Source organism: Mycobacterium sp. EPa45 (genome assembly GCF_001021385.1).
Lineage (GTDB): Bacteria > Actinomycetota > Actinomycetes > Mycobacteriales > Mycobacteriaceae > Mycobacterium.
The window spans coordinates 3,619,602-3,646,011 of sequence record NZ_CP011773.1 but is presented as its reverse complement, the minus strand read 5'-3'; the positions used below and the strand labels follow the sequence as shown (position 1 = coordinate 3,646,011).

At 65.5% G+C, this 26,410-nt stretch carries 25 protein-coding genes; 6 read left to right on the top strand and 19 right to left on the bottom strand.

Going from position 1 to position 26,410, the window contains the following annotated elements; all coding sequences use genetic code 11:
• Window positions 1-735: an anti-sigma factor gene (locus AB431_RS30460; RefSeq protein WP_047331001.1), complete on the top strand. Its 735-nt coding sequence runs from the start codon at window positions 1-3 to the stop codon at window positions 733-735.
• Here the strand turns inward: AB431_RS30460 and AB431_RS17475 are convergent, their stop codons facing one another.
• The 5 genes from AB431_RS17475 to AB431_RS29570 form a co-directional block, all read right to left on the bottom strand.
• Complete coding sequence (locus AB431_RS17475) at window positions 736-1,737, bottom strand: hypothetical protein (RefSeq protein WP_047331000.1); 1,002 nt, start codon at window positions 1,735-1,737, stop codon at window positions 736-738.
• 10 nt (window positions 1,738-1,747) lie between these two features.
• Entirely contained in the window at window positions 1,748-3,037 is a 1,290-nt protein-coding gene (locus tag AB431_RS17470) for a peroxidase (protein WP_047333527.1), read from the bottom strand.
• A gap of 46 nt (window positions 3,038-3,083) precedes the next feature.
• Window positions 3,084-3,638 carry a hypothetical protein gene (locus tag AB431_RS17465; protein ID WP_047330999.1) on the bottom strand — a complete coding sequence of 185 codons (555 nt, stop codon included), beginning with the start codon at window positions 3,636-3,638 and terminating at the stop codon, window positions 3,084-3,086.
• A gap of 110 nt (window positions 3,639-3,748) precedes the next feature.
• Window positions 3,749-4,684 (bottom strand): hypothetical protein, encoded by a 936-nt coding sequence (locus AB431_RS17460; protein ID WP_144418288.1) that lies wholly within the window; start codon window positions 4,682-4,684, stop codon window positions 3,749-3,751.
• A 330-nt stretch (window positions 4,685-5,014) separates the two neighbouring features.
• Window positions 5,015-6,145, bottom strand: a complete 1,131-nt coding sequence (locus AB431_RS29570; protein WP_052960310.1) for an App1 family protein — start codon at window positions 6,143-6,145, stop codon at window positions 5,015-5,017.
• Window positions 6,146-6,288: 143 nt separating this feature from the next.
• Here AB431_RS29570 and AB431_RS30455 point away from each other — a divergent pair, with 143 nt between their 5' ends.
• The gene (locus AB431_RS30455; RefSeq protein WP_144418287.1) at window positions 6,289-6,477 is read left to right on the top strand and encodes a hypothetical protein; all 189 of its coding nucleotides are present in this window, start codon (window positions 6,289-6,291) and stop codon (window positions 6,475-6,477) included.
• An 80-nt stretch (window positions 6,478-6,557) separates the two neighbouring features.
• On the opposite strand, the gene AB431_RS17450 is transcribed toward AB431_RS30455, so the two are convergent.
• The 6 genes from AB431_RS17450 to AB431_RS17425 all read right to left on the bottom strand — a co-directional run bounded on the left by AB431_RS17450 (window position 6,558) and on the right by AB431_RS17425 (window position 11,973).
• A complete protein-coding gene (locus tag AB431_RS17450; protein ID WP_047330997.1) occupies window positions 6,558-7,001 on the bottom strand; it encodes an N-acetyltransferase in 444 nt (147 codons plus the stop codon).
• A 55-nt stretch (window positions 7,002-7,056) separates the two neighbouring features.
• Entirely contained in the window at window positions 7,057-8,472 is a 1,416-nt protein-coding gene (locus AB431_RS17445; protein WP_047330996.1) for an NCS2 family permease, read from the bottom strand.
• A 27-nt stretch (window positions 8,473-8,499) separates the two neighbouring features.
• Complete coding sequence (locus AB431_RS17440; protein ID WP_052960309.1) at window positions 8,500-8,985, bottom strand: hypothetical protein; 486 nt, start codon at window positions 8,983-8,985, stop codon at window positions 8,500-8,502.
• Window positions 8,978-9,646: a hypothetical protein gene (locus AB431_RS17435; protein WP_047330995.1), complete on the bottom strand. Its 669-nt coding sequence runs from the start codon at window positions 9,644-9,646 to the stop codon at window positions 8,978-8,980. The genes AB431_RS17440 and AB431_RS17435 overlap by 8 nt, the downstream gene beginning before the upstream one ends.
• 244 nt (window positions 9,647-9,890) lie before the next feature.
• The gene (locus tag AB431_RS17430; RefSeq protein WP_047330994.1) at window positions 9,891-10,976 is read right to left on the bottom strand and encodes a dihydrodipicolinate reductase; all 1,086 of its coding nucleotides are present in this window, start codon (window positions 10,974-10,976) and stop codon (window positions 9,891-9,893) included.
• Window positions 10,963-11,973, bottom strand: coding sequence for a Rieske 2Fe-2S domain-containing protein (locus tag AB431_RS17425; protein WP_047330993.1), 1,011 nt, complete (start codon window positions 11,971-11,973; stop codon window positions 10,963-10,965). The genes AB431_RS17430 and AB431_RS17425 overlap by 14 nt, the downstream gene beginning before the upstream one ends.
• 59 nt (window positions 11,974-12,032) lie before the next feature.
• Between AB431_RS17425 and AB431_RS17420 the strand changes: the two genes are divergently transcribed.
• Window positions 12,033-12,653: a TetR family transcriptional regulator gene (locus AB431_RS17420; RefSeq protein ID WP_047330992.1), complete on the top strand. Its 621-nt coding sequence runs from the start codon at window positions 12,033-12,035 to the stop codon at window positions 12,651-12,653.
• Between the two features lie 91 nt (window positions 12,654-12,744).
• Here AB431_RS17420 and aceA read toward each other — a convergent pair whose 3' ends face one another.
• Complete coding sequence (gene aceA, locus AB431_RS17415; protein ID WP_047330991.1) at window positions 12,745-15,048, bottom strand: isocitrate lyase ICL2; 2,304 nt, start codon at window positions 15,046-15,048, stop codon at window positions 12,745-12,747.
• Window positions 15,049-15,501: 453 nt separating this feature from the next.
• Between aceA and AB431_RS17410 the strand changes: the two genes are divergently transcribed.
• From AB431_RS17410 to AB431_RS17400, 3 genes are read left to right on the top strand one after another with little or no spacing between them, the layout of a single operon-like run.
• Entirely contained in the window at window positions 15,502-16,701 is a 1,200-nt protein-coding gene (locus AB431_RS17410) for an MCE family protein (protein WP_047330990.1), read from the top strand.
• A gap of 51 nt (window positions 16,702-16,752) precedes the next feature.
• Window positions 16,753-16,950, top strand: a complete 198-nt coding sequence (locus AB431_RS17405) for a ferredoxin (RefSeq protein WP_047330989.1) — start codon at window positions 16,753-16,755, stop codon at window positions 16,948-16,950.
• Window positions 16,951-16,956: 6 nt separating this feature from the next.
• Window positions 16,957-18,399: an APC family permease gene (locus tag AB431_RS17400; RefSeq protein WP_052960308.1), complete on the top strand. Its 1,443-nt coding sequence runs from the start codon at window positions 16,957-16,959 to the stop codon at window positions 18,397-18,399.
• A gap of 57 nt (window positions 18,400-18,456) precedes the next feature.
• Here the strand turns inward: AB431_RS17400 and AB431_RS17395 are convergent, their stop codons facing one another.
• The 7 genes from AB431_RS17395 to AB431_RS17365 all read right to left on the bottom strand — a co-directional run bounded on the left by AB431_RS17395 (window position 18,457) and on the right by AB431_RS17365 (window position 26,360).
• A complete protein-coding gene (locus AB431_RS17395) occupies window positions 18,457-19,023 on the bottom strand; it encodes a glycoside hydrolase (RefSeq protein ID WP_047330987.1) in 567 nt (188 codons plus the stop codon).
• 310 nt (window positions 19,024-19,333) lie between these two features.
• Window positions 19,334-20,245: an enoyl-CoA hydratase gene (locus tag AB431_RS17390; protein WP_047330986.1), complete on the bottom strand. Its 912-nt coding sequence runs from the start codon at window positions 20,243-20,245 to the stop codon at window positions 19,334-19,336.
• Between the two features lie 29 nt (window positions 20,246-20,274).
• Complete coding sequence (locus tag AB431_RS17385) at window positions 20,275-21,756, bottom strand: AMP-binding protein (protein WP_144418286.1); 1,482 nt, start codon at window positions 21,754-21,756, stop codon at window positions 20,275-20,277.
• On the bottom strand, window positions 21,741-22,523 hold the full coding sequence (locus AB431_RS17380) for an SDR family NAD(P)-dependent oxidoreductase (protein WP_047330984.1): 783 nt from the start codon (window positions 22,521-22,523) through the stop codon (window positions 21,741-21,743). Before AB431_RS17380 ends, AB431_RS17385 begins: the two co-directional genes overlap by 16 nt.
• Window positions 22,516-24,084, bottom strand: coding sequence for an AMP-binding protein (locus AB431_RS17375; RefSeq protein WP_082135714.1), 1,569 nt, complete (start codon window positions 24,082-24,084; stop codon window positions 22,516-22,518). The genes AB431_RS17380 and AB431_RS17375 overlap by 8 nt, the downstream gene beginning before the upstream one ends.
• Before the next feature lie 7 nt (window positions 24,085-24,091).
• Window positions 24,092-24,832 (bottom strand): GntR family transcriptional regulator, encoded by a 741-nt coding sequence (locus AB431_RS17370; RefSeq protein WP_047330983.1) that lies wholly within the window; start codon window positions 24,830-24,832, stop codon window positions 24,092-24,094.
• 1 nt (window position 24,833) lies between these two features.
• Complete coding sequence (locus AB431_RS17365; protein WP_235435942.1) at window positions 24,834-26,360, bottom strand: SMP-30/gluconolactonase/LRE family protein; 1,527 nt, start codon at window positions 26,358-26,360, stop codon at window positions 24,834-24,836.
• Between the last annotated feature and the right edge of the window lie 50 nt (window positions 26,361-26,410).

Below are 26,410 nucleotides of genomic sequence, written 5' to 3'. Positions count from 1 at the left end.
ATGACCACAGTCGACGGTCCGTCGTCGCGCGGCGACACCCACCCGTACGCCCTGTGGGATGCGGCGTATGTACTGGGCTCGCTGTCGTGTGCGGAGCGACGCGAATTCGAGGCGCACGTCAAGGATTGCCCGTCCTGTGCTGACGCGGTCAGTGACCTCGTCGGTATGCGGGGGCTGCTGTCACAGATCGACCGGGGATATGTGGACACCCTCGACGAGGTCGATGGGCAGGCCGGGCTGCCGCCGGTGCGGGACGAGTTGCTGGCCAAGGTGAATGCGCGACGGCGTCGGTCGCGCGCGGCGACGTGGACGTTGTCCGTGGCTGCATCGGTGGTGATCGGGCTGTTCCTGGTGGTTCAATCCAACCCGGTGGCGGTGACGCCGGCGCTGCAGCCCGGGCAGGCGTCATCGCTCACGATGACGCCGACGAAGCCGGTGCCCCTCGCTGCCACAGTCACTCTCACCCGCCGGGCGTGGGGGACCCGGATTGAGATGCAATGCACCTACGAGGCGGGGCCGATGGACGTCGGCTACGACGGCGACCAGTCCAGCGACACCTTGGCGATGGTGGCGGTGGGGCGCGACGGCAGCCGCACCCAGCTGGCCACCTGGACGGCCAGGGTCGGGATGCCGGCGTCGTTGGGTGGCAGCACCTCGATGCCCGTCGATCAAATCGCTTCAGTGCAAATCGTTTCCGCGGACGCCGGAGTTGTTCTGCTCGAGCGCGACCTCTGACTAATCCATCGTGACCAGGTTGTGCCAGAGATTGCGCAAGCTGTCCGTCCCACCGAACAACGTGGTGAAGTGGGTGGAATCGATGAGAACGATGTCGCCGGCGCGCGTGCTGGTCGGCGGCATCCAGATCAGCGCGTTGAATTCGGTGTTGCCTTGCTGCGTGAACGGATGTGGCCGGTTCGGGTCCACCCGTTGCCGCCCCAGCACTCGTAGTTCCGGCCCCTCCGGCGCGGTCAATTCGTAGTGTGGCAGGTGGGGATGGAAGTTGAACGTCGTCACGTTGTCGAGCAATCTGGAGCTGTCCAGATCGCGAAAGCCGGTGAGCGGCGCGATCTCCCGGGTTCCCTCGACGACCGCGGGCCGCAGACCCCAGATGTTGTGCACGGGGACGTGTAAAGCCTTCATCAGCGATCGGGTGTATTGACTGAAGCGCTGCTGGCGGGGGACCAGCCGGTCGCCGTGGTGTTCGTATTCGATCTGTCGCTGGGTGAGATCGTCGGTGAATCCGACGTCGTGGTGCGGTGCGAGCACCAGGCAGGTGCCCTCACGCTGCAGCCAGTTCTCGATGGCCGCGATCTCCTCAGGGGCGGCGTTCTGCTCGGACAGCAGATGATCCAGGCCGAACACCATCAGCGTGTCGGTATCAGCGAGGATGCGGTCGTCAATCGGCTGTCGATAGCCGGCTTGATCCACGCGCTGAAACACCGCGACGGGATGGCCGGTGGCCTCTTCGGTGAGTTCCTGGAACGACAGAGTCGAACGGTGGAACAACTCCAATGTCCCGGCGATGCCCTGCAAGAAGTTCGCCTCGGCGTATTCCATTGTCTCGTAGGCGGGCCAGGCGACATTGCGGACTTCGGTAATGGTGGAGAACCGGTTGTAGATGCCCGCGGGATCTCGCTGCGACTCCCACGGATAGCTCCACGTCCAGTAGATGCTGACCCGCCTGCGCCCGTCGTGGTGACGCGCCACGTGGCTCTGGTTGTAGGTGCGTGCCCGCATGGTGTTCCTTCTATGTACCGAGCGTGGCGAGGTAGCGCAGTGCATTGAGCCCGGGCAGGAAGAAATAGGCCCCGCCCGTCAGCGTTGTGAAAGCGGGGATGCCTTTGTGCACCTTACGGATCGGCCGCTTGGGAACGGTGAAGTCCAGCGCGCCGTCCTGGCTTCCGCAGATCGGGTCGTGCTCGTTGCCCAGCTCGTGGAACGTCTTGTCGTTGATCCAGACGTTCTGGGCGAACTCGAACTGGCGCACCAGGTCAGCGCAGATGATGAACGCGGCGATCCCGCGGTCTGCTCCGTCATCGGGTGCACCTTCGGGCAGCGCGGGCCCGTAGGTGGCGCCACGCCGGATCATCCGCCGTCGATTCATGTAATGGGCGGTGTCGCGCGGATTGAGCCTGCGCGCGTGGGATCCCAGCGGGCACGCATACCCGAAGGGATCCATCTCCTTGTAGTTGTAGTCGTTGTTGCGCATCGGATCGGCGCCCAACTCGGGATCGTCTTTGTCCGGTGCCAACACCAGGGGAGCGCCGCTGCGCCAACGGCCCATGAACTTGGCGGCGAGCAGCTCCTCACCCTCGGCGGTGTCGGCATTGGCCCGCAGATACTCGCGGAAGACCGCGACATGCTCCTCCAGCCGCCGATACGCCATGTAGCTTCCGTTGCGTGACAACACCTCTGGCTCGGGAAGGCTGATCACTGGCCCGTTCTCGTCGGGGTAGCCGAGGATGAACTCACCCGGCTCCAGAGGGTCCCCCGAGCCCGGGGTCGGCTCCTCGCCGGAGCCCTTCATCACCGGCTGGGACAACCGGTCGCGGAAGCCGAAATGGTCGTGGGCGTAGTTGAACGGCGGGGTGGCGTTGAGGTCGAGGTACGAAAGACTCCGCACGCCGTCGGTCCGTTCGAGAAGCTTGTCATGTTCGGCGATGGAACGCCGGCACTGCTCGTCGGTGCGTGAGAACAGGATGGCGATCGCGTGCAGGTCGTCGCCGGCCAGCCCACCCACCCAGTGCTGCGGTGCGGCCGACCCGGTGTCACCGAGGATCTCCGCGCGGGCCGGCATGCCTTCGCGGAAGGCATCGGGAAACGACACCAACGACTCCTCTGGAACTCCCAATGCTCGAAGCCCAGTCCACGTGAACGCCAACGTCACCCAGCGATCGGAGCTGTCCATACTCGCGCGCACCTCCGCGGCTGACTGCACCTTGTCCAGCAGTTCGGTCAGCCACGCACGACCACCGGCCGGGGTGTCGAAGGTCAGAAACTCGTAGCGTCCGGTGATGGCGGGCGTACGGGTCAGCATGATGTGCTGGATGTCGTCAAGTTCGAGCGCGGTCACGGCGCAACGCTCATTGCATCTGGTCGAGCATGGTCGAGAAGGCGCTCTTGAGTCGCAACGCTTTCTTGATCTCGTCGGCCGTGACGTAAGGGTATTCGCCGTATTCCAGGAAGCTCGGGCACTGATGGTCGCGCACAAACTTCACGAACGCGTCCGGATTTTCCTTCCAATCCTCGGGAAATCCTACAAGATTCGTGAACACCGTGGTGATACCGGTCTGACTGAACAGCTGCACTGCGTCCTCGGTGTACTTGTCGAAATCGGTGTCGAAGATGCCCTGGTATTGGAAATGCAGCCCAGAGCCGACGTCAAACAGCACCCATCGCAGGTAATGCAGCCGCAGCGGGGCCAGCACGTCGGGGCTGCCGGCGATCGCTTCCTCGATCTGCTTGCCGTACGCGCGGACCGCCTCCTCGCGCCCCTCCTTGACCTTGGCGATGATCGAGAAGCCATAGCAGGCGGGCGTGCGGGGGAAGACCGGTCCGTACCGCCCGCGCTCCAGTTCGAAGTAACCCTCCTTGGGGATGGCTTTCGCGGCCGGCTTCGACCAATCGTTATCTGGCATTGCAGAGCCCCCATTCCGGTCGCTGACCGATGATCGGAACTTAGCACCGTTGGCAGGTCTGAACGCCCAGAACGAACCATCAGCGGCCGGTAACGTTCTGCGGGTGCGGCCTAGGAAACAACAACTTCCGGCATCGTGCCGGGCGCCGCGCCCGAAGCGAGGCCGGCGAAATAGGCGCCTGACCACATCCACAGGCCGGCCTGCAGCCGCAAAGCGGTGCGTCCGACGGCCGTATCGCCGCCGGCGTAGGCCATCATGCTGGACAGCACCGCCGCCTTGGTGACCATCAGGTAGGCCGAACTCAACTGCACCAGCGCCGGATAGGACGCGGGGGAGAGGCCGGCGCGCGCCAACCCCTCCCAGACGAACCGCCCCGCGCCCGTCGCACCCTCAAGCACGGTGGTCCACATCGACATCTCCGCCCAGCCGGCGGTGGTCGGGTCGCCGAGCTTGTCCAGCGCGCCGTCGTATCGGTTGGCCAGCTCGAGCGGAAAGGCGGTCGAGCTGCAATCCAGGAAGCCGTCGCAGGTCAGCGTGTCCTGCATCGACGGGACGCCGGTGGGGGGATGCTCCAGAATCACCTGCAGGTAACCGCGGTTGTAGCCGTAGAGCGCCAGCAATACCGGCACCGAGACGTGCGCGACCGCCGAGACAGCCCAAGCCGGTGCCGTCGCCGCCGCGTTCGTCAACCCGGCCGACAGGGTGTCGAACAGCCGGATGCCGATCGCCGCCGGCGACAGGTCGATCCCCGGTGGCGCCGGGACGGGTATCGCGGTTGCGGGGGTGCTGGTGGGGGTGGTGTGCAGGTTGTCCCGCAACCAGATTCCGCCGAAGTAACCGGATGCAGTCAGGTTGCCCAGCAGCAGGCGGGTTTGTTGCGCACTGGCTTCGCCTTCGGCCAGGGCGTCGAGGCTCTTGACCGCCAGCTCGCCGAAGAAGAACCGGGCACTGTCAGCCGGATCACCGCCTGCCGCAATGAAATTCGTGGCGAACGGCTTGATGAATTCGGCTGACACGGTGAACGACGCGCCGCTGATAACCGGCATCGGAGGCAGGTTGATCGCCACAGCCGTTGGTGCGGTTGGCATTTCGTGAGATAGCGCCGTTCGCGGGGCGATACGTGCCGTGGGTGGTGTGGTAGCACGTCGACTCTGATTGCGCGCGGGCTCGTGACGAACAGCCTGCCGCGCAGATCTGGCAGCAGGCTTCATCACCGACTGGTCGACGGAGGCTCCGGCGTCGGGAGCGGCGGCCGCCACCCCGTGCCCGAGGAAGAGTCCAGCGCCGATCCCCAGCGTAAGTAGACCGCCTGCGAAATACCCTGCCGCTCGCACGCTGCGCAGACTACCAGTTCAGCAAATATTCGTGTTGATGTTTCAGGCGTCCAGCTCGGCCCGGACCTCCGCGATGGTGTCCTCGTCACACAGACGCAGGCGGTGGACCAGCTCGGCGGCCCGAGCGGCGTCGGCCACCAGATGCATCGGAATGCCCTCGCTGCGAAGCATCTGCGCATGCTGCAACAACGCCGAGTTCCGGTCCTCATCGTCGGCGCCGACCTGCCGGATGATGGCTGCCCTCACCCGTCCGGGAAACTCGCGGGCCACCTCTTCATAGATCACCGGGTCGCGCTGGCCGCTGTCACCGATCAACACGAATCGCATTCCGGGGTAGGCCTCGAACAGCCGACGCACGGCCGCGCGCTTGTGCTCGGCACCGCTGCGCCGCAGATAGCGCTCGGTCGGGCCCCAGTCGGTCAGGAACATCGGGCCCGGCGGGAAGGCGCGCAGCTCGACGAACTGTTCCAGCATCGAATAGAACGACCAGCTTCCCGTCGAGACGTAGAAAAACGCCGGCTCGGGGCGGCGGCTGCCGGTGCGGCCGGGTACGCCGCGCGCCAGGCCGCGATAGAGCGCCGACATCCCGGGAATCGCCCTGCGTTCCTCGACATCGCGCAGCAGCGTCCTGCCGACCATCGCCAGACCCTCGGTCAGACCGGTGAGCAGGATCGTGTCGTCGATATCGGAGATCACCAGGAACGGCGCGGCAAGCGAGGGCTTGATGACCAACCCGGTGCCGACGACAGGTTCGTCCCCGCCGACTGCCGAGACGATCGCCTCCGCCGGGTGCCAGCCGATCCGCAACTTGGGCACCGGCAGTGAGAAGGTGGCGAAGCCGTGGCTGTCGGTGACCTCGGTGGCCCGGTGCTGGCCGATGCGCAATTCGACCTCGGCGCCGACGATGGACAGCGTTACGTGTCGTCGGACATTGCTTTGTGCGACAGCCCAATACGGGATGCGGTGCTCGCCAGGTAGCTCCGGTGTTTCCATCACCCGAACTCGCACCTTGGCCACGTTGTCGGCCACATATCCGCGATAGACCACCACATGCACACCGCGGAACGCCCCCAACCGAACCTTGAGGCCACGACGGCGCTCGGTGAGGCTGCCCTCCAGCCCTGCCACGACGGCGGTCAGATCCGACGTGATCCGTCGGGGCAAGCGAGGCATGCCTCCAGCATGGCAGCCCGATGTCCCCTGATTGGCGGACATCGGATTCATCCCGCGCATCCGCCGACTACCCGATGCCGCCGAGCGGCGCCTGCGAGGAGAGTCAACGCCGACGACGAGAAACACCGACTAGGAGGTCAGCGATGAGGAATCGAATCGCACGTTGGTTGGAGCGGGCCGGTAACAGCCTCGGCGGCGCAGACGCGCTGACCCCGATCGACCCGTTCTACGGCGCATCCTTCCGCGGCCGCGTGCCCGCCGTTTACGAAGGGCGCAGCATGAGCGCAGGGCGTCTGCCGCTCGTGGCGGCGGCGCACCTGCCCGTCTTCTGAACCGGCGGTCGACGTTATCGCCGACGCGATCGGCCAGGGCTGCGACCGCCCGGCGGATCGGGTCTCGTGTCGCGCCGAGTTCAGGACACGATCGGGCGGCTGAAATGGTGCGCGGTGATCTCGAAGAGGTTCCTCATGTACAGCCGATGCGCCGCGGCCCGATCCGCGCCGACACCGGAATCCAGGTGAATCGCTTCGCAATTCAATCGCTGCGCCTCCGTGAGGACCCATCGGATCAGGCGGTCCGCATGACCACGACCGCGTGCGTCAGCGATGGTCGAGAGATCGTCGACGTAGAGATGGTGGCCCCAGGCCGTCGACCACGCTTCGCGGAACCCGATGACCGACACCGCGGTCTCGGGGTCATCGTCGAAGACGCCCGCGAGCCGATATCCATTCGGCCGAAGTCGACCGTCGATGACCTCAACCAGTGCCTCGGCTGATCGCCAGCGCGGACGCAGGGTCAACATCGCTGCCGCGGCCCGAAGAGTCTGGCCTGGGTAGATCTCCGAGACTTCTGCCACGGGCCACACGCTAGCCAACCGCCCTCGTCGGCGGCACCCCAATTTCGGCTCGGCGTTAGGAGACACCCAGTAAGGACTCGATGCCACTGCGGGCGAAGTACAACACAAAGCCGGCCGCGACGATCCACAACAGCGGGCTGATCTCGCGGGCCTTGCCGGCCGCCGACCGCACCACCACCCACGTCACGAATCCGACGCCGATGCCGTTGGCGATCGAGTAGCTGAACGGCATCACCGCGACAGTCAGCACGACAGGCAGGGCCACCGAGAATTCCGACACGTCGACGTGGCGCAGCTGGGAGAACATCATCGTCCCGACGATCACCAGCGCTGCCGCGGCTACTTCGGTCGGCACGATCTGCGCCAGCGGGCCGACGAACATCGCGGCAAGGAACAGTGCGCCGGTGACAAGGTTGGCCAGCCCAGTCTTGGCGCCTTCCTCGATGCCGGCGCCGGACTCGATGAAGACTGTGTTGGACGACGCCGACGTCGCACCACCGACGACAGCGCCCGCGCCTTCCACGACGAGCGCCGAGCGCAGCCGCGGGAAGTTTCCGCGTTCGTCGGCCAGGCCGGCCTCGCGGGACAGCCCGGTGAAGGTGCCCATCGCGTCGAAGAAGTTGGCGAAGACCAGCGTGAAGACCAGCATCGTGGCGGCCAGCACGCCGATCCGCCCGAAGCTGTCGAAACTGAAGGCGCCCACCAGAGACAGATCGGGAAGCGCGAACGGCGACCCCGACAGCGTCGGAACCGACAGGGTCCAGCCGCCATGGTTCTTTGTCGCGGGGCCCAGATGCCAGATCGCCTCGATGATGACGGCGACGACGGTGCCGGCGACCAGGCCGACCAGGATGCCGCCGCGGACCTTACGCACGACCAGGATGCCGGTGAGCAGCAGTGTGAACACGAACACCACCGTGGGCACGGTGCTGATCGACCCGTGCCCTCCGCCACCCAATCCGACTGGCGGAGAGGGTAATCCGGTGGAGGAGATGAAGCCCGCATCGACCAGCCCGATGAACATGATGAACAGGCCGATGCCTGCGGTGATCGCCAGCTTGAGTTGCATGGGCACGGCGTCGAACACCAGTCGGCGCAGTCCGGTGACGGCCAGCGCGACGATGATCAGGCCGTTGATCGCCACCAGACCCATCGCTTCGGGCCAGCTGACGGTGCCGACCACGGTGGTGGCCAGGAACGAGTTGATACCCAGCCCGGCGGCGAACGCGAACGGAAGCCTGGCGAACACGCCGAACAAGATGGTCATCGCCCCGGCGGCCAGCGACGTTGTGGCCGAAACCTGGGCGAAGCCCAGTTTGTGCCCGGTCACGTCGGCGGCGCCGGACAAGATGATCGGGTTCAGCACGACGATATAGGCCATCGCGATGAATGTGACCAGCCCGCCTCGAACTTCGGCGCCGATCGTCGACCCGCGGGCGGTGATCTCGAAGAAGCGGTCGAGACGATTCATCTTTCGAACCCTAGGGGACGACTGATGTCAGGACGGTACGGCGGTCACCGGAATCGTGACGGCGCCTTGGCAGGCCCCACTTTCGATGGTGGTCGCAAAGCTGCCAGCCAACGATCCGTCGGATTGCGGGGTGTAGGTGGTCACCGAATGCGCGGGGTCGTAGGTGATCGTGCCGTCCGGCAGCGCACAGTCCCACCGCCAGCTGTTCGACCGCGACCACTGCGAACCCGACCACACGAAGCTGGTGTTCTGCGCGGCGTTGTCCTTGGCCGTCGGACCGTCGATCACCGAGGCGGTGCAGATGCCGCCGGAACAGTCCGTCGTGATCTTGTACGAAGCCGTGTAGGGCGTCTCCTGTTGCGTGGCCGCAACCGAAGTGCCCGATTTCTGATCGGTGTGGAAGGTGATCTTGTACCAACCACCCCAGAATGCCTCGTCGGCGTGCGCGACGGGTGCGGCGACCAGCAGGACCGAAGCACCTACCGCAACGCCAAAACCCTTGAGGTCAGCCAAAATAACTCTCGTCGCCGGTCGGATAACCGCCACCGTTGGTGGCGATGTGAACGTGAGTGTAGTGGTTGGCGTCGTCGCCACCCAGATTCGGCATCAGGGACGGCTTGCCGCCGTGGTCATAGATGATGCGCCGCCAGATCACATGGTTCAGTGCCAACCGGTCGGCGTTGGCCAGCGCGAACGCGGCGATGCGGTCACCCAGTTCCTTGCCCTCGGGAGTCTGATAGTTCGGGATCATCACATCGATCGCCATCCCGTTGGGATGCCACTTCAGCGCGTCGGGCCGGACGCCGCCGATGCTGTGGATCTCGGGGAAGTAGGCGCTGACGAGGCGCTCGGCCAGAATCGTCTTGATCTGCAGACCCTGTTCGACGCCGACGCCCGCGGGCAGGGCGTGCAGCGTCGTGCGATTGACCGCACTTCTGCTGGCCACCAGCTCGGCTTGGGTCATGACGACGTAGTGGGCGCCGATCGGCGCGGCGGCCATCTCCAACGGGGCGGCGGCGATGAGTTCGGCGCAGCACTCCAGCTGACCGTGGGGCGCACGATTCGGCGCGGAGCCGGTGCTGCCCGACAGAATCGCTGCGGCGGGGAGAGCGGCCAGTGCGACAACGCCGACAGACCATCGGCGCCGTGGCCTGGCTAACCGGTGCTTTCCCACGGACGGCACTTTACCTGGCCAATTCCGGCGGACATACTCTCTTCGCTATCTTCTGGTCAGGGGTGCGGTACCCATGTGCGGGGTGAAATGTTGCTGTCCGCCCCGGCTACGTACGAAGGTCATCCCGCCAGGGGACGTCCAAAATTGGCCCACGACGTGCGTGTTCATCTCCTGTTCACCGAACCGAATCCGGACCGATACTGTCGGGGTTACGGTTCGCTCGACCGCCTCTGGCTGACGGCCGCTATTTCTTGAATCGGCCGGCGAATCCGCGCAACGGAAGGTCCGCGCTCGTGATGAGCCCCGGTTCGGCGGCCACCACCGCTGGTATCGCGTTGAGGGCCGGCAACCCCGTGACGGTCATCCCGATCGACGCGAACGACGCCACGTCGGACAGGTCGACGCCCGGCTTCGGGAAGATCATGTGCTTGTTGTAGACGTACGGATCGCCGGCGATCTGCGTGATGTAGCAGCCCTTGATGTCCCAACTCGGATCGGTGTGCGGCGTCATCTGCCACTCCAGATGTGTCTCGACGCGCGGTACGCCGTCGACCACGCCCTGGTACTTGAGGTAGTTGCCGCCGAGCGAGCCCTTGGGCAGCTGATACCAACCGAGGTCGACGTCCTTGGTGCAGGCGCCGAGTTCGTAGCTGAACTTCACCTCGTCGAGTTCGAGGTCGAAGCAGTCGGCCATCATCAGCACGCTGTCGGCGAAGACGCGGGTGTACTTCTCGAGCATTCCGGGCAGCGCAGGGTCATCGACGGGAAGGCCGTAGCCGACCTCTTTCCAGGTATCGGCCGAGTGGTGACAGGACACGTCGACGGACTCGATGGTGGTGATGTTCTCGATCTCGGCGACGTCCGACGAGCAGACCACGCCCAGGATCTGGTTGACACCGGGATTCATACCGGTGCCGTAGAACGTGGAACCGCCTCTCTGGCAGGCCTCTTCGAGAAGCTGCGACACCTTCTTGCCGGAGAGGTGCGGATGGTTGGTGTCGCGGTGCCAGCCGGTGATCCAGTCGGCTGTCGTGACGATGTTGATGCCCGCCTCGAGCACCTTGACATAGAGATCCTCATCGGGGAACACGCCATGGAAGGTGAGCACGTCAGGTTTGGCGGCGATGATCTCCTCAACGGATCCCGTTGCGGTGACACCGTTCGGCGCGATGCCGGCGATCTCGCCCGCGTCGCGGCCGATTTTCTCCGGGGAGTAGCAGTGCAGGCCGATCAGTTCCAGACCACGGTGCTCGCCGATCCGCTTGATCATCTCGGTACCGACGTTTCCGGTCGCCACCTGGAACACCCGAATCGGGCTATTGGCTGACATGAGCAGGTTCTCCTTGGTGGTCGGATACGTAGAACTGGTTGGCCCACTTGCGGATTGCCGTAAAACCATCGAACTCGGTGGTCGCCAGGGCGGGCCGGTGGGTGTAGCGCTGGTGCTGCCAGATCTGAATATCGGCGGCGAACTGGTCGATGACGTCCTGTGCGAAGGCTTTGGCTTTGGCTTCGGCCCTGGGACTGTCATCCCCGGGGACTCGGCCGATGTAAACCATGAACCGCACATCGGAGGTGTTCTCGTCGACCGGGGTGACCGCCGAGATCGTGCGGTTGTCCACCATGCCCCAGCTCTTGGTGACCGCAATCCCGAGTCCGCCGTTGATGGCCTCGACGCCGCTGTTCACGTCGTCGATGATCTGGCCCTCGTCGCCCTCGAACGTGATCGTGAAGTCCACGTAGGACACCGGCTCGTCGAAATCGTGCCGGGTGAACAGCGGCACGATGGGTGTCTGGTGCACGAACTTGAAATGTGCGAAGTCGACCCCGTTTTCGAGCACGTACTGGGGATGCAGTTCGAGCTGCGGCCGGTACAACCGAGCCTGCGGGTAGTAATCGGAAGCGGTTTTGTCGTCGCCGAAGTCGGCGAAGATATCCGGCGCCGCGAAGTACGGCGTCCGACCTTCCACGTCGTGCCAGATGTACACCGACGAATTGCGTTCCACCACAGGATAAATGGGAATTCGACGACCGCGATTCGGCCGGTCCTGGTACGGGATGCAGACATTGCGCCCCTCGTGATTCCACTGCCATCCGTGGAACGGGCACTGGATCACCTCGCCGACCACCTGGCCGCCGTAGCCCAGGTGCGCGCCGAGATGTTCGCAGTAGGCGTCCATCACGGTCAGCGCGCCGGACTGCGCGCGCCAGGCCACCATGTCGGTGCCGAAGTACCTCATCCTCCTGACGTCGCCCACGGCGATCTCGTCGGACCACGCGACCTGAAACCAGCCGGTGGGCTTCATCGACAGGGACGGTTTGGCCACGTTGGCGAGTCTAGAAATAGTTCATAGAGGTGTCAATGAATCTGAGTTAGGATTCGGCTGTGGCGGAAGCGGACAGTGCGCGGCGACGGCCGAACCGGCGAGGTTCGGCCACACGCGAGAGCCTGCTCGAGGCAGCCCTCACCGCTCTGGCCTCCGGTCAGCCCGGCGCGGTCTCGGCGAACCGGATCGCCAAGGATGCCGGAGCAACATGGGGCACCGTGCAATATCAATTCGGCGATACCGACGGTTTCTGGGCTGCCGTGCTGCGCTACACCGCCGAGCGCCGGGCCAACATCTTCACTCCGCCCGACACCTCTGCGAGCCTGCGCGACCGGGTGGCCGGCATCATCGACACGCTCTATGACGGGTTGACCAACCGGGACTCCCGCGCGATCGAGAACCTGCGTGCCGCCCTGCCGCGCGAGCATGCCGACCTCGAGCGGCTGTACCCGCAGACCGCCGCCGAACTGTTCTCCTGGGGTCAGGGCTGGCAGGAGACCTGCCAGAAGGCGTTCGCGGATCTGCACGTCGACCCGCAGCGCATCCGCGAGATGGCGTGGCTGATACCGGGAGCCATGCGAGGTATCGCGTCCGAGAAGCAGCTGGGCAGCTACGGGGATCTCGACGCGGCCCGCCGCGGGCTTACCAATGCCATCGTGGCCTACCTCGGGTCACGCTGACTCTCTGCGCCGAAACCGACGAAATGTCGGTTCCTTCTCGCATTTTCGCGGCCAAATGTCGGTTTGGGCGAGAGAGGAGCGGTGAAAGTGGTCAGTCCTCCTTGGCGATGAGCCGCTTCAGTGCGGCACGGTCGGGCTCGAGCAGCTCGGCGATCCGCGCCTGGTTGACATCGGCGACGATGATCTCGCCGACGTCCTTGTGCACATCGCTGAAGATGCCGTGCGCCTTCATCTTGTCGGCCTGATAGATGTTGTCCTCGGTCGGCGTCACGTAGTAAACGGCGTCGGCCTTGAAGCGGTGCACCATCCACAGATGGATCAACGTCATCAGGCGCTTCTGGCGCAGTTTCTCGGCGAACGTGTTCTGATCGCGCACCGTCAAAATGCTGCGGCCGTGCCGGTCTTTGATCGGGTCTACCAGCACGTTGGCCAGCAGCTCCTGCTCGCCGCCCTTCTCCCGCTCGCCCCAGATGCCGAGCTCGAGGACCTCGCCGCCGGCTCGCCGCGGACGTAACGTCACCCGCAGCTTCTCGCCGAGTTCATAGTGCTCACTCCACAGCGCCAGCCAGTCTTCGAGCAGTTTCTTGGGCACCTCGGTCTGCACCAGATGCTGGTGCTGAGTGGAGCCCTTGCCCATCGACTTCGTGGTGGCGGTGCGGCCCGACGACGCAGCCAGCGCGGCATCGCTGCGCGGACCGCCGACCAGGGTTTGCGGTGTGCGGTAAGGGGATTCGACGAGTCGCATCTTGCGCTGCAGGCGGGCCAGCGCCAGCATGCCATCCTGGCGCAGAGCGGTGGCGAACTCCTCGGCAGCGACACCGTCGATCTGGTGACCGCCGTACGTCATGAAGTTGAAGACGAAGCCCATCTTGCCGAGCTCTTCGGGGAAGGCGCGCATCTCCTCGTCGGTCATTCCGGTGGTGTCCCAGTTGAACGACGGGGAGAGGTTGTAGGCCAGCATCTTGTCCGGGTACACCGCGTGGATCGCTTCGGCGAATTCGCGCGCGTCGGCCAGGTCCGCGGTCTTGGTCTCCATCCACAGTAGGTCCGCAAACGGAGCTGCGGCAAGGGATTTCGCGATCGCGTACGGGATGCCGCCGCGCACCTGGTAATAGCCCTCGGGGGTCTTGGCCCGCTCCGGGTCCCACGCCGCGTCGACGCCGAGCTCGCGGGCTTTTTCGCGGGCCGCGTACAGCGATGCGGTCTTGGCGAACTCGCGCCAGTCCGCGGCGCTCATCTCGTGCGGCTCGCCCTCACCCTCGCGGAATGTGAGAAGCTCTGCGACCGCTTCGCCGTAGGTCGCCAGCGAGGCGTCGTCTTGCCAGGCGTCCACGAACCTCGACTCGACCTTGTCGAACAGGGCATCCAGCGAGTGCTCTTTGCCGTTGCGCCAGGCGGCGGCCTGTTCGGTGATCAGGTCGACGATGCCCTGCCGCTGCAGCCAGGCGTCGGCCACCGCGTACTCACCCTCGGGCAGCGCATAGAGCAGATGACCGTTGAGTTCGGTGACACCCGACTCGTAGAACCGGCGCACCATCGCCAGGAAGCACGACTTGTACGGAGGCACCTTGAGATTCGTCGCGCCGAGCAGGAAGGGCTGGTCCCGCTCATCGCCACGACTGTCGATGAGGTTGGCCGCTTCGGCGTCGGTGCGGGCGACGATGATGCCCGGCACACCCATGATGTCGAGCTGGAAGCGGGCGGTGTTGAGCCGTTTGAGCTGCTCGTCGGACGGCACCAGCACCTTGCCGCCCTGATGGCCGCACTTCTTGGTGCCGGGACGTTGGTCCTCGATGTGGTAGCCGGCCACCCCTGCCTCGACAAATCGGCGAATCAGGTTGCGCACGTGCGGATCTCCGCCGTGGCCGGTGTCGGCGTCGGCGATGATGAAGGGTCGATAGTCGACCGCCGGTGTGGCTGCCCGCTGTTCAGGGGTCATCTGCAGGCGCAGATACTGCTGATTGCGGTCAGCGGTCAGCAACGCGCGCACCAGGCCGGCGGCCTCTTCCGGCACCTGGCTCAGCGGATAACTGGCCAGGTCCGGACCCGGGTCCTCGGTTGTCGAGCCCTTGGCCGACGTCGCCCAGCCACCGAGGTAGATACCCTCGATGCCCATCCGTTTCATCGTCACCGCCTGGCCCGGCGAGTACGGGCCGAAGGTGGTGATGCTCTTCTTGGCCGCGAACAGTTCACGCAGGCGCTTGTAGAAGGCGATGGACGCCTCGCGGGCGACGGTGTGGTCGACGGGGATCGTGCCGCGCTGCTCGACGACCTGGGTTGCCGTGTAGAGCCGAGTGATTCCCTCGAATCGCGGACTGTCGATGTATTGCTGGGTTTCGTTGACCTCGCGCTGATGAGGCGACTGGGTCGCTGAGTCCGCTTCGATGATGGACATGGGTCTCACGCTCCTCGCTGAGCTGGTTCGCGCCCCGGCGACGCCCCTGGGCGGCACACTCGATTATCCCGACTCTGCTGCTGACTGGAGTGGGTTTTCCGATCAGTGCGGGTCACGCTCGGCCGCCGGTTGACGTTCAACGACCTTCGGCAACCGCCGTACGGCGTGCGTAGCAAATTCTGCCCGAGCCGGGTGAGCATCTAATGGGCGGGCACCGTCGCTATTATTATTGCTATTCGGAATCGCCTGTGCGCGTGCATCTTCCACTACGGCGAATGATCATCTAATTTATTGACGCCATCGCAATTAGCAATGCCGGAAACTGTTCGCGGCGAATTGTGTCGATGCCGTCCACGAAGGTACAAAATCAGGTACATTCCTGTGGTCCACATCACCGGTTGCGGCCGGCATGGGGCGTCCTTTCGCTTGGGGTCGGGGTAAGGAGAGGCTGCGGTGAACTGGCGCGACCGCCCCCCGCTCAAGGCTGCCGGCGTGGCGTTCCTCGCCCTGATCTTGGCCGTCCTCACGGTGATCTACTTGCAATTCCGCGGAGACCTCTCGCCGAGCACAACGCTGACGATGGTGTCCGACCGCGGCGGCCTGGTGATGGACACGGGCTCGAAGGTCACCTTCAACGGGGTGGTCATCGGCCGGGTCCTCAACGTCAGCTCCGGAGAGCGTGACGGGAAGAACATCGCGCGACTGACACTCGACGTCGACCCCCACTATCTGGCCTTCATTCCCGCCAATGTGCACGCCGACATCAAGGCCACCACGGTGTTCGGAAACAAGTACGTCGCGCTGTCGACACCCAAGAACCCGGTGTCCAAGCGTCTCACGAGTTCTGATGTCATCGATGCGTCCAGTGTCACCACGGAGTTCAACACCCTTTTCGAGACGGTGACCTCGATCGCCGAGAAGGTAGACCCGGTCAAGCTGAATCTGACGCTGTCGGCGACCGCCGAGGCATTGAGTGGGTTGGGGACCAAGTTCGGCCAATCGATCGTCAAGGGCAATTCGGTGCTCGACGACATCAATCCGCAGATGCCCCAGATCCGCCATGACATCCAGCGGCTGTCCGATCTGTCCGACGTCTACACCAAGGCCAGCCCGGACCTGTGGGACGCGCTCGACCACGCGGTGGTGACCGCACACTCGCTCAATGCCCAACAACAGGACATCGACGCCGCGCTGCTGGCCTCCATGGGATTCGGCAACACCGGCGCCGATATCTTCGAGCGCAGCCAGCCGTACTTCGTCCGCGGCATGGCGGACCTGGTGCCCAGCGCTCAACTTCTCGACACCTACAGCCCGGAGATATTCTGCGGCATCCGCAACATCGCACTGGCGGCGCCGAGCGCACTGGAAGCGTTCGGAGGCAATGGATATTCACTCAATACGATGACCGAGATTCTCGGTGCGCAGAATCCCTATGTGTATCCGGACAATCTGCCGCGGACCAACGGTAGGGGTGGTCCCGGCGGAGCGCCAGGATGCTGGCAGACGATCGACCGCAACTTCTGGCCGGCTCCCTACCTGGTGATGGACGACGGCGCCTCGATCGCCCCGTACAACCACTTCGAGCTCGGCCAGCCGTTGCTCACCGAGTATGTCTGGGGTCGTCAGGTCGGCGAGAACACCATCAACCCCTGAGGTTGGCCAGAATCGGCACGTGCGCGGCAGGCTCGCATTTACCCTTGGCCGATGCGGGTTCGTCTGGAGAATTCACGATGTGTGGGCCATGCGCTGTGCTATGCCGTTGACCCCGAACTGTTCCCCGTCGATGACATGGGTTACTCGATCCTCGAAGCCCACGATGTCGCTCCCGAAGACGAACAGCGCACCCGGGACGGCGTCGCCGCCTGCCCGGAAGAGGCGCTGATCCTCGACGAGAGTGACTAGCCGGTCGTGAGGGCTACCCCCCACGACTCGACGCTGCGCCGGACCCTCAACGTCTGGTCGGCGGTGGGTGTGTCGGTGGCCCTGATGGCGCCGTCGATGGCCATCAACATCAATCCCCAGGGGACGGCTTCAGCTGTCGGCAGGGCCGTCCCGCTGGCTTTTCTCATGGCGACCGTCGGTGTCCTGCTCATCGCTCACACATTCGTGCGGCTCTCGCAGCGATTCAGTCACGCCGGCAGTGTGTACGCGTTCGTGGGCGTCACGCTCGAAGCTCGGGCCGGTAGTGTCGCCGGCTGGCTCAACGCGTCAACCTATGTCTTCTATGGTGCGGTGACGTCGACGGCAGCGGGCATCTTCCTCACCGACCTGGCTCGGAAAGTGGCTGCGCCCAGGGACTTACCGGATTGGGTCGCCTTCGTCTTCGCCTGGCTGGTGCTCGCCGCGGTGTGGTGGCTGTCCGCCCGTGAAATCAAGGGCGGTGCGACGGTTCTGCTCATCACCGAAGGCCTGACGATCACGCTCATCCTTGTGGTGGCGGCGATAACGCTCGGCAAGTTGATCACTGGACACACTCCCGGCGGTCAGCACGTCGACATGTCGGTCTTCACCGTTGCTTCCGGTACGTCGGCCTCGACGGTTTTCCTCGGAATCGTCTTCGGTTTCCTGTCTTTCGCCGGTTTCGAGGCCGCGGCGACTCTCGGCGAAGAAACCGAGGCACCCCGGCGCAACATCCCACGGGCCATCCTCGGCACGGCACTCTTCGGCGGGGTGTTCTTCGTGGTGGTCACAGCGATCGAGATGATGGCGTTCGGCACGGACGCCGCCGGAGTGGCGGCTTTCGTCAGATCTGACGCTCTCATGGGCGATCTCGCTCAGCAGTACGTGGCACCCTGGCTGTCTGCGGTCATCATCGTCGGTGCGACGTTCAGCGCGGCGGCATGCTGCCTGGCCAGCGTGGTGGGTGCGAGTCGATTGATTTTCGCACTGAGCAGAGACGGGATGGGGGTTCCGGCATTGGCGGCGGTGCATCCCACGCGCAATGTGCCGCATGTGGCGGCCGCGACGGCGGTCGCCATGGTGTTCGCGATCCAGGCCATCGGTTGGGTTGGTCTGCGGGCGCGCCCATTCGACGTGTTCACCATCGCCGCCACCGCGGGAACGCTGATCTTGCTAATCGCGTACGCACTGTGCACAGTGGGAGCCATTCGCTTGCTGTTCCTGGGCCATGACACCCGGATTCACAAATGGGAGGTGCTGCTCCCACTGCTCGGTCTGGCCCTGCTGGCATACACCTTGTACCGCAACGTCATCCCGTGGCCGCACGGCAGTGCGCTGTGGGGACCGTGCCTTGCCCTCGCGGTCTTGGGACTTGTGGTGGGTACCGTGCTCGCTCGCCCCGCCGCCGCCCGGGAAGCGGGATTGAAACTGATGGCACAACAAGGCTTCTGACCGACCAGACGGCTGAGCCGCACCGCCGGAGAGGCGGTGCGGCTCAGGCGTTGATTGTTAGGCGGGCTGGGGGACGGAATCTCCTGGCGCGGGGGCGATGTCGGCTCCAACGGGCACGATGTCGCCCGCCGGCGGAGGAACCTCATCGGCCGGAGGCGGAGGCGGCGCATCGACTGCGTAGACGAACACCGGCGCGTCCGGCGGCGGGGGAGCATCCGGTGCCGGCGGGGCGAGCGGATCCTGCATGTCCTCGGCCGGCATCGGCAAGTACATGTGGTGGGTGAACTGCGGCTGGTAGGCACCGCCGCCACCAACGCGGACGCCACCACCTTCCCCGCTGGACACGGGGGTGCCGTCGGGCAGCGTCACAGCGGTGTGGCCACCGTTCCAGCCGATCACCAGGGAGTTGGGTGCGGTTCCGTAGTGGAATCCACGGGCGAGCAGTGCGGCTTCCTCGTTGCCGGTGTGAAATCGGCTGCCGTAGACCGGCCTGCCGGTGGCCGCATTGGACACCCAGGAGGCCAGACCGGAGCAGTCGGTGCCCGCCGGACTGTCCCCGCCGGGAACGTACGGCGTGCCTGACACCTGACTGATCAGAGTCATCAACGTCGCGATTGCAAACATGCGGCCGAAACTAACAACAATTTGCGCATAGTCCAAAGTCTGTGCTTTTCACCACGTTTCGTGATTTGGTGTGGTGCACACAACAAATTCCTTAAGAATTCTAAGGCTAATCCGATGTCGAAGCTTTGCGCGGTTTGCGAATTAAAGTCTATGACAATGGGTTTCGGCAACTTCTGACTGTCAGAACTCTTTTAGCGGATTTCCACCCGGACGGCCCGTCAATCGACAACCGTGACGGGGCCGAGACTACTTGAACGATTCAGGCGAGGCGGAACCGCTACTTTGCCGTGATCGCAGGTGCGTGCGAACGTCAGCCCTCGGCGCGGACCTGATCCTTGACCGCAGGCACGATCGGCGGGGCGGTCTTCCAGTTCGGCACGCCGTCGGACTCCAGTGCGACCGGCCACCCTTCTTCGTGCACCTGCGCCCAATGCGAGTGGTTGAGCTGATGCAGGGTAAAGCAGGCGTTCAGCGCGTTGTAGAAGCCCATGTTGTCGACCGTCTGGTTGACCGCTTCCTTGGCCAGCAGCGCCGCCATCGTGGGCACCTCGGCGATCCGGCGGGCGAATTCCAACGTCTTGTCCGCGAGTTCGTCTTGAGGGAAGACCTTGGTGATCATTCCAAGCTGGTACGCCTCGTCGACGGTCATGGCGTCGCCGGTGAGCATCAGCTCCTTGGTCTTGCGTGGACCGAACTCCCACGGATGGGCGAAGTACTCGACGCCGCACATGCCCAGCCGGGTGCCCACCACGTCGGCGAATCGGGTGCCCTCGGCAGCCACGATCAGGTCGCAGGCCCACATCAGCATCAGCGCCGCCGCGTAGACGTCGCCATGCACCTGCGCGACGGTGATCTTGCGGAGATCGCGCCAGCGGCGGGTGTTCGCAAAGAAGTGATGCCACTCCTGCAGCATCAGTTTCTCGGCGCCCTCCCGGTTGGCGCCCAGGCCCTGGAAGCTGGGGTGCTGGTCGGGCCCCGGGGTGTATTCGGCGCGTGACACCGCGGACCCCAGGTCGTGGCCTGAGGAGAACATCGGGCCGTGACCGCCGAGGATGACCACCCGGACCGTATCGTCGGCCTCGGCCCGCAGGAACGCCTCGTTCAGCTCGACGAGCAGGCCGCGGTTCTGCGCGTTGCGCGCCTCGGGCCGGTTGAGCATGATGCGGGCGATGCGGCCTTCATCGAGCTCTTCGTAGGTGAGGAAGGTGTAATCCTGAGGCATAGCGGCATTCTATGCAGACGAGAATGCCGTTACCCGAGCCGGGCGCGCAATTCGCGCTTGAGGACCTTGCCGTAGCTGTTCTTGGGCAGGTCGTCGACGAAGACGTAGCGCTTGGGGCGCTTGAACCGGGCGATCCGATCGAGCAGATGGGCGTCGAGCGCCTCACCGGCGGCAGCGCCGACGATGAACGCAACGACGACCTCACCCCACTCGGGGTCCGGCGCACCGACGACGCAGGCTTCCGCGACGTCTGGATGCTCGAGCAGCACTTCCTCGACTTCGCGGGGGTAGATGTTGCTGCCGCCGCTGATCACCACGTCCTTGGAGCGATCGCGCAAGGTGAGGTAACCGCACGAGTCGAACGAGCCCATGTCACCGGTGTAGAGCCAGCCGTCCTTGAGCGTGTCCCGGGTGGCGTCGGCGTTGTTCCAGTAGCCGGACATTATTACGTCTCCTCGGCAGGCGATCTCGCCGATCTCGCCGGGGTCTGCGTGGCTGCCGTCTTCGCGGAGCACCGCCACTTCGACCCCGGACCGCGAATATCCCACCGAACCGAGGACCGCGTCGTCGGCCGATTCGTGGTCGGCACGCCGCAACCCGGTGATCGTCATCGGCGATTCACCCTGCCCATAGATCTGGGCGAAAATCGGGCCGAACGCGGCCATCGCTTTCTTGAGGCCGTCGACGTACATCGGTCCGCCGCCGTAGACGATCGTGCGCAGCGCAGCGGGCGCCTTACGGCCGGTATCGACGAGGCGCTGGATCATGGTGGGCGCCAGGAACGCTGACGACCCTGGATGCGCAGTGCACAGGTCGAGGAACTCGTCGGGATCGAAGACACCCGATTCGGCGACGACCTGCCGGGCGCCACGCAGGACATAGGGCGCGATGTAGAGCCCAGATCCGTGCGACATCGGGGCGGCGTGCAGCAGGCTGCAGTTCTCGTCTGGCGAGTCGATGTCGGCCAGGTGGGCCACCGTCATCGCGGTGAGGCTGCGGTGCGACAGCATTGCGCCCTTGGAGCGGCCGGTGGTGCCGCTGGTGTAGAACAGCCAGGCCAGAGTCGACGGGTCGGTCGACGGCGCCGCGGCCGGCGGCGCGGCGAGCAGCCGGTCATAGTCGGGGCCGCCGATGAGTTCGACGTCGACAGGGGAGTGCGGCGTCAGCTCGGCTGCGATCTTGGGGGACGCGAATACCGTTGCTGCGCCGGAGTCTTCGAGTATCTGGACCATTTCGCGGGGGTGTAGCTTGAAGTTGACCGGCACGACGACACATTCGGCCGCCCACACCCCGTAGAACAGTTCGACGATCTCGGCCCGGTTCTCGCTGGCGATGGCGATCCGCTGGCCGGGTGCGTGTCTGCGCCGAATCGATGTGGCCAGTCGTAGCACGCGTTCCCTGAGCTGGCCCCAGGTGTACAACTGTTCCTCGCCGCGATAAACCGCGCCGCGGTCGCCGAACCGGGCGGCCGCCTGATCGAGCGTGGCGAACAGGTTCACCGGGCTACCCACTCCGAGGACAGTGCGAAATCCGAGAGATACTTGGTGGAGCTCCAGCCGCCGTCGACGACGATGGTCTGGCCGTTGATGAAACTGCCTGCGGGCGAGCACAAGAACGCCACCGTGCCGGCGATGTCCTCGACTCGGCCCAGCCGGGTGTGCGGCGTCATCTCGGTTTGCATCTTTCGAAAGCCCGGATCTTCGAGGCGGTGCTCCACCATGGGGGTCAGCGTGACGCCCGGTGCCACGGCGTTGCTCCGGATGCCGTGCGCGCCGTATTGACAGGCGATGTGCAGGGTCAGTGCGGTCAGGCCGCCCTTCGCCGCGGAGTAGGCGCCGCCCCTCAGGCCGCCGACCACAGCGAACGTCGAGGTGACGTTGATGATGGCCGAACCGGACCGCATGTGCGGAATCACGTCGCGGGCGAGCCGGAATGGGGCGCGCAGCATGACGCCGAGGAACTGATCCAGTGTCTCGTCATCGGTTTCGTGTAGCGGCTTGGGACTGCCGAGGCCGGCGTTGTTGACCAGGAAGTCGATGTGTCCCCAGCGGGAGACGGCCGCCTCGACGATCCGTTGCGGCGCATCGTCGTCGGTGATGTCGACGGCCACGGTGGCCACCCGGTCAGGATCGCCGATCGCCTCGGCCAGTGCGTTGAGCCGGTCGGCGTCCCGCCCGGTGCCGACCACGGCCATGCCCGCCTCGGCGAGCGTTGTGGCGCAGGCGAAGCCGATTCCGCTACTCGCACCGGTCACCACCGCTACCTTTACGTCACTCATCCGCTTCGACCAATCTCGCTCGGATCCGATGTTTGAGAACTTTCCCGGCGTCATTCTTGGGCAGGGCGTCCCAGATGACGACCTGTTCGGGCCATTTGAACTTCGCGACACCGGTGGCGTGCAGGAAGGCGCGCAGATCTTCGACGTCAGGCCCCGGGGAGTGTTCGGCGACGACCACCGCGCACGCCCGCTCCCCGGTGCGCGGATCAGGGACGCCGACGATCGCGATCTCGCGGATTTCCGGGTGGTCGAGCAGGACGTCCTCGACCTCCTTGGGGGCGATGTTCTCCCCGTTGCGAATCACGATGTCCTTGGCCCGGCCGGTGACCGCGAGGAAGCGGCCGTCGACCCAATGGCCGAGATCGCCGGTGCGGAAGTACCCGTCGGCATCAAAGGCGCTGGCGTCGTCGTCGGGGTGTAGGTAACCCAGCAGCATCTGCGGGCCGCGGGCGCGGATCTCGCCGTCGAAGATGACGACGTCGGCGATCCCGGGACCACCGTCCGTCTCGGCGGCGTGGTCGAGATCCTCAGGTGCGCCGACGGTGGTGACGGGCACCTCGGTGGAGCCGTAGACGCGGGTGACCACCGCGTGTTCGAAATAGTCTGCGGCACTGCGGATCAGCGCAGGTGGCACCGACGCCCCGCCGCAGATGAAGACTCGAAGGTCGGGCAGCCGGGTGTCGGCGCGTCGGGCCGCGGCGAGGATGCCCTGGAGGAACGGGGTCGCCCCGGCCATGTGCGTGCACCGCTCGGCGACCAGAAGTGCGACCGCGCGATCAGGATCCCAACGATCCATCAGCACGGCGGTGCTCTCCAGCAGGAGCGGGCATTCGAACGCATAGATCGAGCCGCCGATGTGGGCGATGGGGGAGGGAACCAGGAAGACCGATCTCGGCTCGACCCGCCAGTGCGTGCCGATCTGCCGAATCAATGCATGGATCGAATTGTGGCTGTGCAAAACACCTTTGGGGCGACCGGTGGTACCCGAGGTGTAGAGAATCATCCGCACTGCGTCGGGGTCCAACGCGGGGAGGGGGGCAGGCGTAACGGGGTCGGGCGCCGCGTCGAAGGGGATCTGCCCGGCCAGTGGTTCGCCTCGCACCACGACCACCTCGGGCGGGTTCGGCATCCCCGCAGTGACCCGCTCGAGCATCGCCGCGTAGTCGTGACCGCCGAAGGCGGCCGGTATGACGATCATGCGCACGTCGGCATCGGCCAGGATGAAGGCCAGCTCGTGGTCGCGCAGCGACGGCAGGATCGGGTTGATAACCATGCCCGCGGCTGTGGCCGCGTGGTAGACGATCGCCGCCTCATGCCAATTGGGCAGCATGAACGACACGACGCTGCCGACGGGCATTCGCGACAGCATCGCCGTGGCTAACCGGTTCGCGCGGGCGTGCAGCGTCTCGCAGTCGAGGCGCACCGGCCCGTCGACGAGAACCTGGCGCCTCGGGGTGTCGCGGGCGGCGGCGGCCAATGCGTCCGCCAAGGTGTCGCGCACCCACAGTCCGGCGGCATAGGCCTCGGTGGCCAACTCGGTGTCACGATGTACGCCGCGCACGCCCCCGCTAGCCCTTCACCCGTCGCATCGTCATCGAGTGGCGGAACCGCGACCCCGGGTGGGTGTTGACGGTCACCTGGGCGATCTCGCCGTCGGAAGTGATGTAGGTGCGCTGCATCTCCAGCGCCGGCGTGCCCGCCTCGACCTTGAGTCGTCCGGCCAACTCGGCGCCGACCTGGACCGCGGAGATCTCCTGGCGCACCTCGACGACGCTGAGCCCGAACAGATCCTCGATGAGCGGAAAGATCGGTCCACTGTGGTTCTGCAGCATTCGGCCGACCGCCGCGAAGGCGCGGTTGATGTAGTACTCGGTTCGGCAGACCGGGGCGTCCGCGCCGTCCGCGCCGCGAAACCCGCGCACCGCCAGCCATTCGTCGCCCACGGTCACGCCCGTCCGCTGCGCGAGTTCGTCGTCGATGGTCACCATCGCGATCGACTCGATCGCGAAGCGGGCACCCGTCGCGAAGGCCAGCAGGTCGTTGATCGACACCACGTCCTGGACATACGCGTGCGACGAGGGCCGCGGCACCACCAGCGTGCCCGCCCGCGGTCGTGACGACACCAGATTGTCCTCCCGCAGCCGCCGCAAAGCTTCGCGCACGGTGTAGCGGCTCACCGAAAAGCGTTGGCACAGTTCATGTTCAGTGGGCAACTGGGAGCCGACTGGATACACCCCGTCGACGATCTCCTTGCGGAGCGTGCGGGCCACCTGGATGTACCGGTGGTCGCCGGACTCGGCGTGCGGCATCTCAGCCCTTCCGGCGGACGGCCAGCACGCTGCCCTCGGCATCGGCCGAGATATACAGGGTGCCGTCTGGTGCGGCAGCGATTCCGGCGAACGGTCCCTGGGGGCCCGAGAACGGCGGCATGCCCCGCAGCGGCTTGGGAGTGACCCCGGGTGGGGCGCCGACCGGAAGGCCCGAGGCGATCGTGGTGCGTGAGCCACTGGCCAGGTCGACTTCAACGAGCGACTTGGCGTCCGCGTCGACGATGTAGAGCTGGTTGTCGTCCACCAGAATGCCCTGCGGCGACCCCAATCCGTCGACCAGCGGCTCGACCTTGCCGCCGTCGACCCTCACCACCCGGCCGCGCTCGCTGACCAGCGTGCTGCCGTCGGGCCCGAACGCCACCCCGACCGGCGTGTCCAAGCCGGTGGCCAGTACCTCGGTTCGACCGGCGTCCACCCCCAGTAGCCGCCCGGTGCCCTGCTCGACGGTCACGATGCCGCGCGGGCCGACCGCGACACCGTAGAGCTGATCCAATCCGTCTGCGAGGAAATCACTTTCGCTATCGGCCGGGCGGAAACGAGCAACCTGACCGCCCGACGTCGTGACGACGAACTCGCCCGGGCCGGTCGCGGTGACCCCGCGCACGAAGCCGGGGTAGCCGGGGCTGAACAGCATCCCCAGGGTCTGCAACGTGCCATCGGCACCCACCGCGTAGAAGTAGGTGCCGTCGGCGATGTACAGCCGGCCGTCGGGGCCCACCGTGAGATCAAGCGGCCAGTTCAACCCGCCGGGTAGGGCCGTGCGGGTCTGCAGGCCGTCGAGAATCTCGGTGATCTCACCGGTGAAGTTGGAGACGAACAGGCGGTCGCCGACGAAGGTGAGGTTGTCCAGTCCGGGATTGAGATTGGCCAGCGTTGTCTGCTCGCCGGTGCGCGGATCGATCTGCAGCACTTGGCCGCTGTGCACCTGGGTCGACACCAGGTTGCCGCGGGAATCGAACTTGACCGCGTCCGGCACGCCGAGACCGGTCGCGACGACTTCATGGCCGCCGCCCTCGGGGTTGATGCGCCAGATCTCGTTGGCGCCCATCACCGGGAAGTAGAGCAGCCCGTCGGGGCCGACCTCCATCGCGTTCGGCGATGGCACGTTTTCCATCAGGATGCGCGGCTGGCCCCCAGCCGGATCCAGCTCCATCAGCCGGCCGCCCTCTCGGCACTCGCCGATGAAGAGCCGGCCGCGGTACACGGTGATGCCGTTTGCGCAGGGCAGGTCGTCGCGCAGCACCCGGGTAGTGCCATCGGCCGACCGCACACTGACCCGGCCGTCCATGACCTCGGTCGCGTAGAGGTTTCCGGCGTCGTCGAACGCGACGTCGTCGGGCGCGATGATGTCGCCGCCCTTGGCGCTGATCGTGTCGACCGAGCCGGTGTCGATGTCCAGGGCGCTGATCTGGCTTCCGGTCACCTGCGCGATGTACACGCGTCCGTCGGGACCGGTCCGCAGGCCGTTGGCCCCGAAGAGCCGGCTGGCCGCGGTGCGGCGTTCCACGGTCCAGCCCGGTGCGGTCGCCGGGGGCTGGGCGAGGCTGAAGCGAACGG